Source organism: Kitasatospora sp. NPDC050463 (genome assembly GCF_040655255.1).
GTDB lineage: Bacteria > Actinomycetota > Actinomycetes > Streptomycetales > Streptomycetaceae > Kitasatospora.
This window is the reverse complement of sequence record NZ_JBFAJO010000003.1, coordinates 186,933-202,309: the sequence shown is the minus strand read 5'-3', so window position 1 is coordinate 202,309 and position 15,377 is coordinate 186,933. Positions and strand designations below refer to the sequence as shown.

Sequence of the window (15,377 nt, the reverse complement as noted above, 5' to 3'; positions counted from 1 at the left end):
CAACGAGCGAATCCGCCGGGGGATGCGGGGTGCGTCGGCCCGGCCGGAAGGTTGGCCTATGCCGATCGGGGGAGCCGATCGGGCGGTGGCCGGCCTTCCGGCCGGGCGCGGGGCGGGCAGCGGAGGGGCAGGGGCGGGAGGGAGCGGCGGCTCGGGGCTCGGCGGGCCTGGGGACGACCGGACCTGCATCTGGGCCTGCGCTCGGGATGCCCCCGGGCCTGCGTGCGGGCCTGTGTTCGCGGCCCGCGTGCGGGACTGCCGGCAGGGCTCAGGTACCCGCGAGCGGGAGGGAGGCGCCGACCACCTGGCCCAGGGCGACGGCGCGCTCCAGCGCCTGGCGGAGCAGGTCCTCGCGCGGCTGCCGGCCGACCATGCCGGCCGGGACCGCGTACATGGTCACCTCGGTGAGCTGGTTGGCGGCGAACCGCCAGGCATCGGTGACCTGGAGCGGCTGGTGCGCCTGCCACCAGCCGGTGCTGCCCCCGGCCGCCGCAGGCTGCAGGATCGCGTGCAGCTTGCCCATCGCCACCAGGACGGACCAGCCGGGCAGTTGGTCCGGCGTCTTGTCGAGGTCGGTGACGGGCTGGAACCCCGCGTCCTGGAGGAGGTCCAGGAACTCGTCCGTGCCGGAGGTGTTGCCCGGGCGGCCGACCGGCCCGGTGGGCTCGACGACGACCGCGGCGTGACCGGTGCCGCCGTGCAGGACCAGACCGCAGGTGATGCCGAGGATGGCGGCCTGGCCGGGTGCGGTGGGCTGGCCGGCGGTGGACTGCGCGGGGCTCGGGACGGCGGGGCCCGGGACGGCTCCCGTGAGCAGCGACACGTCCGGCGCGGGCGCGTCGACCTGTGCCTGGTTGATGCTGCGCACCGCGCCCACCAGCTGCTCCTCGGAGACCGGAACCACCTGGGAGGGGATGCAGCGGGCATGGGCGAAGGCGAGGACCGCTGTCTCGTCGCCGACGAACAGCACCGTGCTGGTCGGCTCCTGGAGCGAGTCTCCGGGGGTGCGGCAGGACGTGCACTCGTAGCTGTCGGGTGCGTGGGCGCCGCCGAGCAGGCGGTCGGCCTCGTCATCGCCGATCTCGGATCGGACCTCGTCGCTGACGGCGAGCATGCGCGGCACTGGTACTCCTCGGGTTGTCGGGTCCGCCGGTTGTCAGGGCTTGACGCGGGCGGGGAGCGGGGGGCGATCGGGCTGAGCGGTGGGGGTGAGCGGTGGGGGTGTCGCGTCGGCTGAGTGGTGGAGCCGGAGGTGGGGCAGAGGGGCGTTTCCGGCCGCCTTTACCAACGGACCCCTGTGGCAGGGGTCACGGGTGGGCGTCGAGGCTGACGGGAATTGCCCCTGATCCGACCGCGTGGCGCAGTCGGGTGGTCACAATCTGTCGATGTCGGTGGCAGGACTGCCGGAATGAAACCGTGAGGTGAGTCACGGCCGGTCGGTGTTTGATCTAGGAAACGACGGTCATATCGGACAAATTGGACATGCTCGCATGGTCATTACCGTCGGTAACGCCTTGCTGAGCTGGGCAGACCGCCGGCTGTTTGGTTCCCCGGCGGCCGACTCGTAGCTTCATTGGCGGTGCAACGAGCACCACCCGGGTTCACCCCCGACGCACAGCCCGCCGGCTCATCCCGGCGCAGGCAGTGCCCGCCGACGCGACCGCTCGATCTGGTCGCCGGTGTGTGGCGGGTGGCCGGGGCGGCGCGGCACGTCCGACACGTGCCCGGCCGCCCGATGGACGCGGCGAGCGATTCGGCCCCCTTCGAGGGTCTGGTTCCGCATGCCCGCCCGGGGCTGTCGAGAGGAACCTCATGACCTTCCGTAACGAGACCGCCGCTGCCACCACCTCCACCGTCACCAAGCGCAACCGCGTTCGGATGGCTGTCGTGGCGGGCGCCGCTGTCGCGGCCCTGCCGGTGGCCGGCCTCGTCACGGCCACCTCGGCCTCCGCCGCCTCCGTCTCGACCTGGGACGCGGTCGCCCAGTGCGAGAGTGGCGGCAACTGGGCCATCAACACCGGTAACGGTTTCTACGGCGGTCTGCAGTTCACCTCCAGCACCTGGGCCGCCTTCGGTGGCACCGCCTACGCCTCGCAGGCCAACCTGGCCACCAAGGCGCAGCAGATCGCCGTCGCCGAGAAGGTCCTCGCCTCGCAGGGCCCGGGCGCCTGGCCCGTCTGCTCCGTCAAGGCCGGCCTGACCAAGGGCGGCGCCCCGGCTGCCGTCGACACCTCCGCCGGCTCGACCGCCGCCGCGAAGCCGGCTGCCCCGGCTGCCCCCGCCGCGCCGAAGCCCGCGCAGGCCCCGAAGCCCGCCGAGGCTCCGAAGGCCGCCGCACCGAAGGCCGCTGAGGCCCCCAAGGCCGTCGTCGCGCCGAAGTCCTCCGACGCTGCCGCCTCGTGGAAGTCCGAGAAGCCCGCCAAGCCCGCGGCCCCGGCCTCGAACGACGCCAAGCAGGTCACCGGTGGCAACTACACCGTGAAGGCCGGCGACACCCTCAGCACCATCGCGGCCGCCCAGGGCATCGACTGGCACGCCCTGTACAACAACAACGCCAAGGTCATCGGCGCCAACCCCGACCTGATCTTCCCGGGCCAGACCCTGACCGTCTGATCCGTCTGATCCGTCTGATCCGTCTGATCCGTTGGATTCCCGGATTCTTCCGGGGCCTTCCGGACCCTCGGGCTCCCGGGCTCCCGGGCTCCTTGAGAGTCCGTCGGACCTTCCGGTTTCGATCGGGCCGCCTGTTCGAGGTGGTTGCCGTACCCCGGACGTGTCGTTCGACCGGCCGCTTCTCCGCTGTGCGGGGGAGCGGCCGTCGGCGTGTCCGGTGTGTCGGCGCGGGTGGGGGAGAAGCACACCTAGGGTCGGCTGCTGTGCCTTCCCAGCATTCGTAGGATCAGCCGTGAATCCTTTGTACCGATCGGATTCCCGGTGCGAGCGGCGGCTGCCGTTGCCGCGCCCGCCCGTTTCCTCGCCCTCGTTCTCGCTCCCGCCCTCCTGGCCCTACCGACCGCCGTGCTGCTCCCGGACTGTCGCGCCCGGGCCGCCTCGACGGTCGCGGACATGATCTGGGACGAGCTCGCCGAGTGCGAGAGCGGCGGCGACTGGCGGGCCGCCACCGGCAACGGTTACTTCGGTGGCCTGCAGATCTGGCCGCCGACCTGGGAGGAGGCGGGCGGCCTTCGGTTCGCCGACCGCCCCGACCACGCGAGCCGGCGCCAGCAGACCACCGTGGCCGAGGAGATCCTGCGCAGGCAGGGCTGGGAGGCGTGGCCGGCGTGTGCCCGGGAGATCGGGATGATCGGCGAAGGCCACGACCACGATTGAGCCGGCTGTGCTGCCGCTGCCCGCCTCTGCCGTCGGTGTCGTTCGTCCTGCCCGGGATCCTCCACCCCGCCGGTCGCAGAGCGGGTGCGGGAGGATGGAGGCGTGATTCAGGGCGAACTGTTCGGTGCCGGCTCCGATGGCGGCTCCGATGCCGGTGCCGGATCCGGCACCGGTGGTGGCTTCGGCGGTGCCCCGGGGCGCGGGCGGTCCGAGCCGGCGCCCGGCGCGGTGCTCGTGCCGGACTGGCTCGATGTCGACGCCCAGCTCCGCCTGGTCGCCGCCTGCCGTGAGTGGGCCCGTCCGCCGGCCGGGATGCACACCGTCCGGATGCCGAGCGGCGCCATGATGTCGGTCCGCATGGTCAGTCTGGGGCTGGACTGGTACCCCTACGGCTATCGCCGCGTCGCGGCCGACGGCGCACCGGTCAAGGCGTTCCCGCCGGAGCTCGCCCGGCTCGCCCGTAGCGCGGTCTCCGAGGCGTACGGCGAGGCCGCCGGCGGCATAGCGGGAGCGGTCGGGTACGAACCGGACATCGCGATCGTCAACCACTACCCGCACGGCGCGAAGATGGGCCTGCACCAGGACCGCGACGAGCGGACGGACGCGCCGGTCGTGTCGCTGTCCCTCGGGGACACCTGTCTCTTCCGGCTCGGCAACACCGAGACCCGCACCCGGCCGTGGACCGACCTGGAACTGCGCAGCGGCGACCTACTGGTGTTCGGCGGCCCGGCGCGGTTCGCCTACCACGGAGTGGTGCGCACGCTGCCCGGCACGGCGGATCCGGCGCTCGGGCTGACCGGCCGGCTCAACATCACGGTCCGCCGGTCGGGTCTCTGACGGGGCGCCGCCGCTGGTGCGGTGCTCGAAGCTCCCGATCTGCTTCCGGGCTGCCCGGCGACACCCCCGCGACGCTCTCGGGGCACCGTATCGAGGCCGTGTTCGAGATTGTGTTCGAGACCGTGGGTCCTCGTTCGAGTGAATCGGTGGTGGGGTGTGGAGCGGGGGGAATGCCCTGGCTCGCTGAAGGATTCGACTGGGCGGGAGAATTCGATAGAACGGGCGTCGGCAGCCGGACGGGAAACCTCCGTCCGGGCCGGCCACCCGGAGAGGAAGCGCACGCATGGGTACCCCTGTCGACGAACTCGTCGAACTGCTGGACCTTGAGCAGATCGAACTGAACATCTTCCGCGGGCGCAGCCCCGAGGAGGCGCTCCAGCGGACGTTCGGCGGCCAGGTCGCGGGCCAGGCACTGGTGGCGGCAGGGCGCACGGTGGACAGCGACCGCCCCGTCCACTCGTTGCACGCCTATTTCCTGCGCCCCGGCATGCCCGGCGTGCCGATCGTCTATCAGGTGGACCGGCTCCGGGACGGCCGCTCCTTCACCACCCGCCGGGTGCTCGCCATCCAGGGCGGCCGCCCGATCTTCGCCCTCACCGCCGACTTCCACCTCCCCGAGGAGGGCGGAATCGAGCACCAGTACCCGATGCCCGCCGTCGCCGCCCCCGAGGACCTGCCGAGCGCGCTGGAGGAGGTCGGTTCCCGGCTGGGCGAGCTGCCTCCGTTCATCAGCCGCCGGCAGCCCTTCGACATCCGCTACGTCGACCGGCTGCGCTGGACCAAGGAGGAGTTGGCCGGCGTCGAGGCCCGCAGTGGTGTCTGGCTGCGCACCAACGGCGCGCTGCCCGACAACCCGCTGATCCATGTCTGCGCGCTCACCTACGCGAGCGACATGACGTTGCTCGACGCCGTCCGCGCCCCCGTCGAGCCGCTCTGGGGCACCCGCCACTTCGACATGGCCTCGCTCGACCACGCGATGTGGTTCCACCGGCCGTTCCGGACCGACGACTGGCTGCTCTACCAGCAGGAGTCCCCGATAGCCCACGGCTCCCGCGGTCTCGCGCGCGGGCAGATCTTCGACCGCCACGGGCAACTGGTGGTGTCCGTGGTGCAGGAGGGGCTGTTCCGGCCGCTGAAGGACTGACGCGTCCCGGTGCCCGGGTGCCCCGCCCCGGCGGCCTGGCGGTCTGGCGACCCCGGCGTTCCGGCGACCACGGCGGTCCCGGCGTCCCGGCGGTCCCGTGACCGGTCCCTCGTCCCGTCCCGACTCCGGAACGGTTCGGCTCTCGGCTTCGGTGCGGGCACCGTCAGGGCCATGCCGAGCGGGTTTCGGGGCAGGCTTCCGGGGTGAGGTCCGCGCCGTCGGCCGGAGCATCCGGGAATGATCCACCCCGGTGATCGGCGTTGAGGTGATGACGGACAACGCGCGGGCGGACGACGGAAGGCGGATGTCGATGCACGGCGAACGGCCCGGCGGGCCAGGACGAACCGGGAGGGCACACCGATGACGGCGACAGCCGCAGAGGATTGGAAGCACTGGAGTGACGGTCGCGCGGCGGCGGTGAGCGCGGCCCACGGACAGCTGGCGCTCACCGGTACGCACTGGCTGGAGCCCGAGCCGACCGGGACAGCCGGCCTGCCCGGCCTCTGGTGGGCCGACGCGGAGGGTGTCCGGGTCCGGGCGACGGCGGCCGACGGCATCACCGTCGCGGGCGCGCCGGGGCCGGTCGACGGCGAGGTGTTGCTCCGCCCGGACACCGACCCGGCCGCCGACACCGCCTCCGTCGGGGAGCTGCTGCTCGTCCCGATCGAGCGCGAGGGCGAGCTCGCCCTGCGGGTCTTCGACCCGGCCTCGCCCCGCCGGCAGTCCTTCGCCGGCATCTCCGCCTACCCGTACTCGCCGGAGTGGGCCGTACCCGCGGTCTTCACCCCCTTCGAGGACGGCGACGCCCAGGCGGTCCTCGTCCCCAACGCGGACGGCAAGGACCGCCCGCTGGCCGTCAGCGGCCGGATCACCTTCACGGTGGCGGGTGAGCACCGCACCCTGACGGTCAGCGGCACCGCCCGCGGGCTCAGCGGCGTCATCGCGGACGCCACCAGCGGAGCGGACACCTACCGCTTCCGCTTCATCACCCTCCCCGCACCCGACGCGAACGGCCGAACGGTGCTGGACTTCAACCGCGCCTACCTGCCGCCGTGCGCCTTCGCCGATCACTTCATCTGCCCCTTCCCGCCCCCGGGCAACCGGCTGGACTTCGCGGTCGAGGCGGGCGAGAAGCAGGTCCTGACCCGGTAGCCGCAACCGCCACTGACCCTCATCGGGGGTACGGGCGCCTGTCGCGGCCGCCCGTGTCGCCGGGGGAGGCTGCCCAGCCCAACGGGCTTGCAGCCCCCCGGCCGACACCCCGGTGGGCGGGGCACGCGGGCGCAGGTCGAATATGGGGGGCTGTGTCGACCAATCATCCTGCCAATTCAGGCGCTGCCCCGTCCGCTACCTCATCTGCCGCCACCCCCGTCGAGCCCGCCGGTCCGGCCCCCGCGCCGTCCGACCCTCCCGCTCCTTCCGCGCGGCCCGCGTCCGCCACATCCGCGGCCGCCGAGCTGCCCGCCGCGTCCATCCCCTGGTACCGGCGGGCCTTCGCCGACCTCAGCCCCCTGCGCGACAACGTCGACTACCGGCGGGTCTGGTTCGGCCAGGCGGTCTCGTCGATCGGCCAGCAGATGACGGCCGTCGCCGTCTCCGTCCAGGTCTACGACATGACCGGCTCCAGCTTCGCCACCGGCCTGGTCGGACTCTTCTCCCTCTTCCCGCTGATCGCCTTCGGCCTCTACGGCGGCGCGATCGCCGACACCGTGGACCGGCGCCGGCTCGGCCTGATCGGTTCGGTCGGCCTCGCCGTCGTCTCCGCCGTCCTCGCGGCCCAGGCCTTCGCCGGGCTCGGCCTCGTCGCCGTCCTCTACGCCGCCGTCGCCGTCCAGGCCGGCTTCTTCGCGCTCAGCTCGCCCGCCCGGTCGGCGATGATCCCGCGCCTCGTCCCGAGCCACCAACTACCCGCCGCCAACGCCCTGAACACCGTCAGCATGAACCTCGGCCTCACCGTCGGCCCCATGCTCGGCGGCGTCCTCATCGGCGCCTACGGCACCCAGGCCGCCTACCTGGTCGACACCGTCGCCTTCGCCGCCACCCTGTACGCGATGTGGCGCCTGCCGGCCATGCGCCCGCTCGGCGACCGCCGCGGCCGCGCCTCCGTCCTCGACGGCCTGCGCTTCCTGCGCGAGCAGCCGAACCTGCGCACCAGCTTCCTCGCCGACCTGGCCGCGATGATCTTCGGCATGCCGCGCGCCCTCTTCCCCGCCATCGCGGTCACCTTCTACGCCGGTGACGCCCGGACCGTCGGCCTGCTGGTAGCCGCCCCGGCGGTGGGCGCCCTCACCGGCGCGCTGTTCTCCGGCTGGGTCAGCCGGGTCAACCGCCAGGGCGTGGCCGTCCTCGCCTCCGTCGCCGCCTGGGGCCTCGCCATCGCCGCCTTCGGCGTGGTCCACAACCTCTGGCTCGGCCTCGCCCTGCTCGCCGTGGCCGGCTGCGCCGACACCGTCAGCATGATCTTCCGCAACACGATGATGCAGGTCGCCGCCCCCGACGAGATGCGCGGCCGCCTCCAGGGCATCTTCATCGTGGTCGTCGCCGGCGGCCCCCGCCTGGGCGACTTCGAGTCCGGCACCGTCGCCTCCCTCACCAGCCCCGCCACCTCCGTCATCAGCGGCGGCCTCGCCTGCGTGGCCGCCATCGTCCTTCTCGCCGCCCGCCGCCCCGCCTTCCTCCGCTACGACGCCCGCCACCCCACCCCCTGACCCCGCCGGCCCGCGATACCTGGCAGCGAGCACCCCCCGACGTGCTGTATTGTTTTCCACGTCGCCAGCACACCGGCGACAAGGTCGAGAAGCCCCACCGCAGAGCCCCCCAGGCTCCGCCGAAGGCGCCGAGACCACGGGACGTGGCGCAGCTTGGTAGCGCACTTGACTGGGGGTCAAGGGGTCGCAGGTTCAAATCCTGTCGTCCCGACGTGAGTCGGAAAGGCCGTTGGCCGGGAGAAATCCCAGGTCAGCGGCCTTTCGCATGATGCCCCGTCAGGGAAACGAGCCACCTGCGAACACCCCTAAACGATCTTGCTGGGGACCAGCTGGGGACCAGCATCCTCCGGAGGGGCCGCGAGGAATTGCTCCTGGGGACCAGCCGGCCGAAGACCCACCTGTCCCCTCCCAGTCAGAATAGCCGCGGGGAAAGCCGCACGGGCACCCTCCCGCAAAACTCCCGCAGAGATTCTGCCCGCCCGCACTGCGAATCGCCGAGTGAGCGCGGGAAACGGGCTCCCGTTCGGGCCGCAGGGGAAGTCCGACCCGACATCAGGAACCCGCGCTCGCCTTTCCCGCGTCCCGGGACGTTTGCACTTCAACCGAGTTCGGCCCCACCGGTACGCCTCTGCACCGTTGTCCACCCTCTACAAGCACACGGCCGGCCGGGCCGGGTTGTCGTGGGGCGGCCGTAGGCTTCGCCCATGAGTACGGTGCACGCGCGGGTTTGGCGCTTCACGGTCGAGAAGGGGCCCGCGGGGGCGGAGGCGGTCCAGGCGGTGGAGGTCGGCCAAGGGCCGCTCCCGGTGTCGCTGGCCGCGCTGGCCAACATCAACGCCCTGGCCTGCGACCTGCGCCGCACGGTCGACCAGCGCGTACGTGACCACGAGATCAGCCTGCTGCTCAGCTACCTGGACGGGGATGCCGGAGCTGGGCCGCTCGGGGTCGATTGCGGCGCACTCGACTCCAGCTCCGGACACATCCGACGCTTCGTCAGCGAGTGCACCGGGCTCGGCGTCATGACGGCCGCCAGCGAGACCCTGTTCGACTGGAAGTCCGGCACCGACGGGCTGAGCAGCTTCGACGTCCTGCCCGACAAGCTGGTGGGCGCCTACGCCAAGACCGGCGTCCGCCCGGACCTGCTCTACGACCTCGCCGCCGGCCCGCTCGCCGGCGAGGCGCGCGGCCGGCGCAGGGACGCCAAGCAGATGCTCCCGGCGGTCAAGGGCACCGCAGACCAGCGCAAGCGCCTGGAGAAGCTCGCAGCGTGGTCCGCGGACCACAGCGACCACGACTACTTCATGAGCTGGGTCTGGCTCGGCACCGGCGGCGTCTACGTCGACATCTTCCTGCCCGAGGACTCCCCGGCCACGGCCGGCTTGAAGACCGGATGGATCGAGCAGCCCGGAAGTCAGCAGCCCTGGCGCTTCCGCGTTCCGAGGCCCGACCCCCGCCGGCGGGTGGAGACGGATCCGGAAGACTACCTGGACCCGCCCCTCCTCATGACGAAGGATGTACCCGACGGGATTGTCATTGACGAGGCGTCGGCCGGCAGCGCCCAGGAGGTGGTGGACGCGGCGATGGACCGGGCCTTCGGCCGGGATGAGCGCTACCTGGGCGAGCTCGGCGGCGTGCCGGTGCGCGGGACCTGGCTCAGGGCGGACGCCGTCGGCCCCGCACGCCACGAGGTGCTCGTCGGCGTGCTCGGCGAGCATGTCCCCGCGGACCTCCGGGCCCAGCGCCGCCGCCTGGAGGCCGAGCAGGGTCATCGGCTCGACCTGTTCCTCGAAGGCCGCCTGCTGACGCTCGTGCACCCGGTCGGCGAACCGCGGCCCAGCTGGGGCCGGATCGCCGAGGAGGCTCTCGGCTAATCCGGGTCGGCCTGAATCGGGCAGATCAGCCCTGAACGTCCGTTCTGTTCATTCCTGCGGTAAATGCGTGCCGGAGCGGGCTGTTGTCCGCGATGATGGCGTGGTGCGAGTTACCCGCCTGCTGATCTCGAACTTCCGGGGCTGGAAGTCCCTCGACCTGCGTCCGCGTGACCACGTCGTGCTGGCGGGAGTTCCTCGCGCCGGCCGTAGCGACATCGTCGAGGCGCTGGCCCGCGTGCTCGACCCGGACGCCGCGCAGAGCCCCCGCCTCTCCGACCTCCACCAGGAGCTTCCCGCCGAACAGGCGGACGCCCCGCAGGACGACGAACTGGAGCTCGGGGACGACAGCGGCTCCGGCCTAGCGCCGTGCGAGACCGAGCCGCTCGCCCGGGCCGACTTCGCGGAGGTCGAGGTCACGCTGACCGACCTCGACCCGGCCATCGAGCAGCTGGTCGACGGCCATCTCCAGCCGCTGGACCCGTCCGGAGCCGCGGTCGAGAGCGACGAGGCCGACCCTACCGCGCCCCAGTGCGTCCGCATCGCCTACCGGCTCAGCTACGACTCCGAGGCCGAAACGTTGGAGAGCGCGGTCTACTACCCGGACCGCAGCAACCCGGAGACCGGACAGTACATCCGGGTGCCCGCCGCCGTGCGCCGTGAACTTCCCGTCATCACCCTCAACGCCAGCGTCCCGCTTCAGCTGCGCGCCGGTGGAAGCCTGCGGCGGTACATCGAGGAGCGCGACGCGAAGGCCGCCACCGCAGCGTTCGAGGTCCTCCGTGACGCAGTGAGCGACGCGGTGACCGCCCTGTCCGCGGACCCTGCCATCACCGAAGCAGTCGACGCCGTGCTGGCGGTCGGCGGCACCGGCACCCGCCTCGGCGACGCCCCGATCAGCGCCACGGACGTCGGCTTCCTCGCCGAGGACGGCTCGGTCGCGGCTCTCCTGCGCACCCTCCGAGCCTCCCTGCGGCTGGACACCGCCGGACCGCTGGCGCTGGCCAACCACGGCAGCACCGTCACCGCGATCCTCTCCATGGCCGAAGCCATGCTCCTCGCCAACGTCCCCGGCGCGATCGTGCTCGCCGACGACTTCGGCGACCAGCTCGACGCCGCGACCGCCGAACACCTCGCCTCGCTCATCCGCAACCGCTCCGGCCAGACCTGGCTGTCCACCCGCCGGCCCGACGTGGCACGCGCGTTCGAACCCACTGAGGTCGTCCGCCTCGTGCGCCACAACGGCGCCCGCACCCACCATCAGCTCCCGCAGGTCCGTGACCGCAAGGAGTTGGTCGCCCACCGCCAGCTCCACACGCAGTTGCTCCCCGCAATCACCGCGCCAGCCGTCGCAGTCACCGAAGGCCCACACGACGTCGCGGTGCTCGCAGCCGCCAACCGCCGGTACCCGCCAGCCAAGCTGCCCCTCTCTGCCTTCGGTGTCCGCCTCGTCGCGGCGGGCACGGGAGGAGACGGCGGGATCGACCAGGTCCCTCGGATCGCCGACCTCGCCAAGCAGCTCGGATTCCACGTCGTCGGGGTGATCGACCGAGACAAGCCGGGGCCGCAGACCAGCGCCCAGGTCGCCAAGGTTCAGCAGGCGTGTGACGTGGTGATCAGGTTGCCGGAGAAGACCGCCATCGAACGCGCGATGACGGCCGGTGTCGCCTACTCCCAGCTGGCCACGGCCAGTTCGGTCCTCACGGCCTTCGGTGAAACCGACCCCCTGGCCGGCGGAGCCACTGAGGAGACCGTTACAAGGCTCGGCGACCGCCTTCACAAGAAGGGCCTCCACGAGCCGTTCCTGGACGCCCTCTACCAGGAGCTGCAGCCACCATTGGTCGACCAGGGCGAGGACGCCAGCGAGGCCGAGGAAGAACAGCCGGTGGTCCATCCGCCGCTCCTGGAGGCGATCCTGGACGCCATTGCCCTCGCGGCGAACCCCGCCTACAGCGGCCCCGCCATGATCGACCTGCCGGACGTCGCCCGGCCGACCGGGGACGCGGCGTGACCTACGAAGCGCAGGGGGCGCAGCAGGACGTCATCGACAGCACCGCGCCGGTGCTCGTGGTCCTCGGTGGAGCGGGAACAGGGAAGACCACCACGGCCGTTGCCGCAGCCCGGCGCCACCTCGATAGAGCGGACGAGAAGCTGGCGCTCCGGCGCCAAGCCGCGCAGCGGTCCGGTCGACGGACGAGGCTGCCCGCCCCCGAGCGGGTCCTCTTCCTCTCCTTCTCCCGTACAGCGGTCGCCCAGATCCTGGACCGCTCCTCCGGGGTGATCGGCCCCCTGGCGCCGCGCTTGGAGATCGCAACCTTCCACGGCTTTGCCTGGCGCATCATCACCAGCTTCGGCCAGCACCACGGCTACCCGGCGCCCCAGACGGTGCTGAGCGAGGCGCAACGACTCTTCGAAGCCTCCACAACCGGCTCCGGCCTCACCTATGACGATTTGCTCCCAGTCGCGAACCGCCTGCTGGCGCTGGAAAAGGTCCGGGACCACTACAGCAGCCGGTACGGGCTCGTGATCTGCGACGAGTTTCAGGACACCGACGATCAGGAGTGGCAGTTCCTCCAGCGCATCGCGCCGGCCGCCCGGCGCATCCTCCTGGGCGACGCCAACCAGTGCATCTACGCCGGGTTCAAGAAGATCGACGCTGATGCCCGGATCGCCACCGCCATGCTCCTGTCCGGCGCCGAGAAGATCCCGCTGCCGCCTATCAGCTGGCGCGACCCCAGCGGCACCCTGCCGGCCGCCGCCGAAGCCGCCCTGCGGAGGGACTTCGCGCACCCCGCCATCCGTACCGCCGCCGATGGCGGCCGGATCTCCGTCACCGACTACACGTCCGGCCATGGACACGCCGAGGTCATCGACCTCGTCCGGGCGGCCCGGAAGAACGGCCACACGGTCGCGATCTTCACCCACACCAACCAGGCCACGTTCAGCCTCTCCGACGCGCTTCGCGTCGAGGGCATGGTGCACGAACTGGTCGGTCTCACCGAGGCATACGGCGAAGCGCTCGCCGCGCAGCTGGCGCTGCTCAAGTTCGCCCTAGACCTGCCAGGCTCCAACGTTCTGCGCGCGCTAGCCATCTACGTCCAGGCGACCGAACAGAAGAAGAGGACAGCCCGCGTCCCGCTCGCCAACCAGATGCTTGCCCCGGCCACCAACTCCGTCCTACGGAACGCTCTGAAGCGACTGGCCCGTGACCTGCGGGACGCTGTTGAAGGTGGGGAACATTCCGACCTCACACGGCTTGCCGAGGTGATCACGAACGCCTACAGCACGGTCGGAGCTTCCCGCGGTCAGGAGACCTGGCTCCAAGCCGCTCGCCAAACCCGTTTCGCCCTGACCAAGTTGGCCGATGGCGCGAGCATCGCGGCAGTTGAGCAGGAGATGCTCCGGGCCCGCGACGATGCCCTGGTCGGCACGGTCACGGCCCGGCGCGCTCCCATCCAGGTCATGAACCTCCACCAGACCAAGGGGCGCGAGGCGGACGTCACGATCCTGCTGCTCGGCAGCGACGAGTACCACGGCTCCGAACGCGAGCCCTTCCCCACCGGCTCCAAGCTGCTGTACGTCGTGATGACTCGGGCGAGGAAGACCGCGCACCTCGTGGTGCCCGACCTAGCCCACCCGCTCTGGAGGCCGCTGGTGGCGGCCCTCCGGTGAACAACCGGGCGTTCCGGCGCGGCACCTGTCCGCCTGGGGCCGCCGACCGCCAATGGGAGTGACACAGTGGAGGGGCCTTGTCCTTGGAGGCGTAAGTGAGCGTTGAACAGCCTGCTCTTTATCTGCCGCCCGTGCACCGGGCCTTCCTGCGGGCCACCGCCGCAGCCGAGGAGGAAATGGGCTTCCTGCTCGCCCAGAACGTGATGTTCGAAGAGGAGTACATCACCACGCTGCTGTGCAGCCGCCTGGTGCCCGAGGTCACCTACGTGAAGTTCTCGAAGCAGCAGGAGAGCCGGGTCGGAGGGGACTACCTCTGGTGGTGGGTCGACCGGAGTGGAGAGGCATTCGGCTGCCTCGTCCAGGCCAAGGTCATTCACCATAAGGGCCGGGGGTGGAGGATCGGCTTTCACCATGAGACCCGGACCGGCCTGCAGATGGACCAACTCCTCGCGGCCTCCGACTTCTTCGAGGTTCTGGCTGCCTACGCCTTCTACGCCGGCGATGCCGCATACCGCAGCACAATGCGGTGCTCTCAGCGGCACCATGGCGTGCTGTGCCACCAGCGCCAGGGCGCTGGCGTGACTATCCTGCCCGCGCTCAACGCGCAGCGTACGGTCGAGAACGCGAGGCTCCGGGCGACAGCCCCGCCGAGCAAGCTGCCCTTCCTCGGCGGCTTCGATCCGATCGAGGACGTCTTCCACCACGCGGAGCCCCTCAGCAGGCTCACCGAGCCGGGCCGCGCCAACGACGACCCCGCCTCCATCCGCTACTACCGGATGCGACTGGGCCCGGGCATGAACGGTCTGCGCGAGCTGCTGACCCCTGGGCAGATCGGGGCACGCAAGGTAGCCCAGTTCATGACCGACAAGCTCGCCCAGCAGGCGGCTGGCACTTTCGAGACGGCGGTCCTGCCCGACGTCCACACCGACCAGGTGGAAGTCGGCGGTCGGGTCTTCGACACGCTGCCCGGTGCGCGGGGCCACTTCGGCCGCCCGTTCTTCGAGCATGCACTGCGCGGTCTGCGCACGGGGCTCCCCGACTACGTCGAGGCAGCACTGCGAAGCCCGTCCGACGGTGTTCCGGCGGAGCTGGCCGAGCATGCCGATGGCCTGGTGGTTGTGTACCTATGACCAGCCGCTGCGGCGCTGAGGGGTTCAGCGGCGCGCAAGGGTGTAGCCGCTGTTCTCCAGGGCCTTCGTCCAGACGTCCCGGTTGAACCACTTCGTGATGTCCGGGGCCGCCGCGCTAAGGGTGGCCATGCGGGCCTGCCAGTCGTGGCCGGTGTCGCCGCGGAAGTCGCAGCCGCTGCAGCCGTCTTCACCGTGCACGTGGCCGGCCATCCAGGCGTTGACCGCGACGTTGAGGATGACGGAGTAGAGGTCGCCTCCGCTCTCCACGAGGGCATCCGGTACGCCGGCGAGGATCATCGCGAGCTCGGGGTTGTCCACGGGCGGGAACGGGCCCTCACCCGCAACGAGGCCGTCGTGTTCGCGCTGTCGGGCCACGGAGGCGACGGCTTCGGCGAGCGAGGCGGGGTCGATATGGGTCAACGCTTCGCGCTTCCTGATGCCGCGCGCCGCCGCGATGGCGGTTGCCTGCTGCTCGATGGCGTCCGCTACTCCGTTGGGCCCCAGCGTGACGCCGCGGCGGGCCAGTTCGGTGAGCGTCTGCCCGAGGACCTTCTGGAACGGCGCGCTGTCATGGTTCAAGGTCTGCTCTGGGGGCTTGGCGGCGTGCCTGGTGGCTTCGGGGATCGTATGTGTGGAACGGCCGTCGGGGTGTGCACCCACCGGTGGGGCGAAGGGGAGTCCGGTGGCA

At 71.5% G+C, this 15,377-nt stretch carries 12 protein-coding genes and 1 tRNA gene; 11 read left to right on the top strand and 2 right to left on the bottom strand.

Features of this window, described 5'->3' with window-relative positions; all coding sequences use genetic code 11:
* Positions 1-268: 268 nt before the first annotated feature.
* On the bottom strand, positions 269-1,123 hold the full coding sequence (locus tag AB0J08_RS03760; protein ID WP_360626294.1) for a hypothetical protein: 855 nt from the start codon (positions 1,121-1,123) through the stop codon (positions 269-271).
* Positions 1,124-1,812: 689 nt separating this feature from the next.
* Between AB0J08_RS03760 and AB0J08_RS03755 the strand changes: the two genes are divergently transcribed.
* The 11 genes from AB0J08_RS03755 (at position 1,813) to AB0J08_RS03705 (ending at position 14,689) form a co-directional block, all read left to right on the top strand.
* Positions 1,813-2,613, top strand: coding sequence for a transglycosylase family protein (locus AB0J08_RS03755; RefSeq protein ID WP_360626292.1), 801 nt, complete (start codon positions 1,813-1,815; stop codon positions 2,611-2,613).
* A 321-nt stretch (positions 2,614-2,934) separates the two neighbouring features.
* On the top strand, positions 2,935-3,330 hold the full coding sequence (locus tag AB0J08_RS03750; RefSeq protein ID WP_360626289.1) for a transglycosylase family protein: 396 nt from the start codon (positions 2,935-2,937) through the stop codon (positions 3,328-3,330).
* Positions 3,331-3,558: 228 nt separating this feature from the next.
* Entirely contained in the window at positions 3,559-4,167 is a 609-nt protein-coding gene (locus tag AB0J08_RS03745; protein ID WP_360626394.1) for an alpha-ketoglutarate-dependent dioxygenase AlkB, read from the top strand.
* A 283-nt stretch (positions 4,168-4,450) separates the two neighbouring features.
* The gene (locus AB0J08_RS03740; protein WP_360626286.1) at positions 4,451-5,311 is read left to right on the top strand and encodes an acyl-CoA thioesterase II; all 861 of its coding nucleotides are present in this window, start codon (positions 4,451-4,453) and stop codon (positions 5,309-5,311) included.
* 360 nt (positions 5,312-5,671) lie between these two features.
* On the top strand, positions 5,672-6,463 hold the full coding sequence (locus AB0J08_RS03735) for a DUF1684 domain-containing protein (RefSeq protein ID WP_360626283.1): 792 nt from the start codon (positions 5,672-5,674) through the stop codon (positions 6,461-6,463).
* Between the two features lie 305 nt (positions 6,464-6,768).
* The gene (locus AB0J08_RS03730) at positions 6,769-8,019 is read left to right on the top strand and encodes an MFS transporter (RefSeq protein ID WP_360626391.1); all 1,251 of its coding nucleotides are present in this window, start codon (positions 6,769-6,771) and stop codon (positions 8,017-8,019) included.
* A gap of 137 nt (positions 8,020-8,156) precedes the next feature.
* Positions 8,157-8,230: transfer RNA gene (locus AB0J08_RS03725), tRNA-Pro, on the top strand.
* 493 nt (positions 8,231-8,723) lie between these two features.
* Entirely contained in the window at positions 8,724-9,890 is a 1,167-nt protein-coding gene (locus tag AB0J08_RS03720) for a hypothetical protein (protein WP_360626280.1), read from the top strand.
* A gap of 103 nt (positions 9,891-9,993) precedes the next feature.
* Positions 9,994-11,898: a hypothetical protein gene (locus tag AB0J08_RS03715; RefSeq protein WP_360626277.1), complete on the top strand. Its 1,905-nt coding sequence runs from the start codon at positions 9,994-9,996 to the stop codon at positions 11,896-11,898.
* Positions 11,895-13,559 carry a UvrD-helicase domain-containing protein gene (locus AB0J08_RS03710; RefSeq protein WP_360626274.1) on the top strand — a complete coding sequence of 555 codons (1,665 nt, stop codon included), beginning with the start codon at positions 11,895-11,897 and terminating at the stop codon, positions 13,557-13,559. The genes AB0J08_RS03715 and AB0J08_RS03710 overlap by 4 nt, the downstream gene beginning before the upstream one ends.
* 95 nt (positions 13,560-13,654) lie before the next feature.
* Positions 13,655-14,689, top strand: coding sequence for a hypothetical protein (locus AB0J08_RS03705; RefSeq protein ID WP_360626271.1), 1,035 nt, complete (start codon positions 13,655-13,657; stop codon positions 14,687-14,689).
* 24 nt (positions 14,690-14,713) lie between these two features.
* Here the strand turns inward: AB0J08_RS03705 and AB0J08_RS03700 are convergent, their stop codons facing one another.
* Entirely contained in the window at positions 14,714-15,268 is a 555-nt protein-coding gene (locus AB0J08_RS03700) for a hypothetical protein (protein ID WP_360626268.1), read from the bottom strand.
* Positions 15,269-15,377 lie beyond the last annotated feature (109 nt).

What these genes read in the sequence shown, in the direction of transcription:
- AB0J08_RS03735 (WP_360626283.1), top strand. Translation starts at nt 5,672, where the DNA reads ATGACGGCGACAGCCGCAGAGGATTGGAAGCACTGGAGTGACGGTCGC.
- AB0J08_RS03720 (WP_360626280.1), top strand. Translation starts at nt 8,724, where the DNA reads ATGAGTACGGTGCACGCGCGGGTTTGGCGCTTCACGGTCGAGAAGGGG.
- AB0J08_RS03755 (WP_360626292.1), top strand. Translation starts at nt 1,813, where the DNA reads ATGACCTTCCGTAACGAGACCGCCGCTGCCACCACCTCCACCGTCACC.
- AB0J08_RS03740 (WP_360626286.1), top strand. Translation starts at nt 4,451, where the DNA reads ATGGGTACCCCTGTCGACGAACTCGTCGAACTGCTGGACCTTGAGCAG.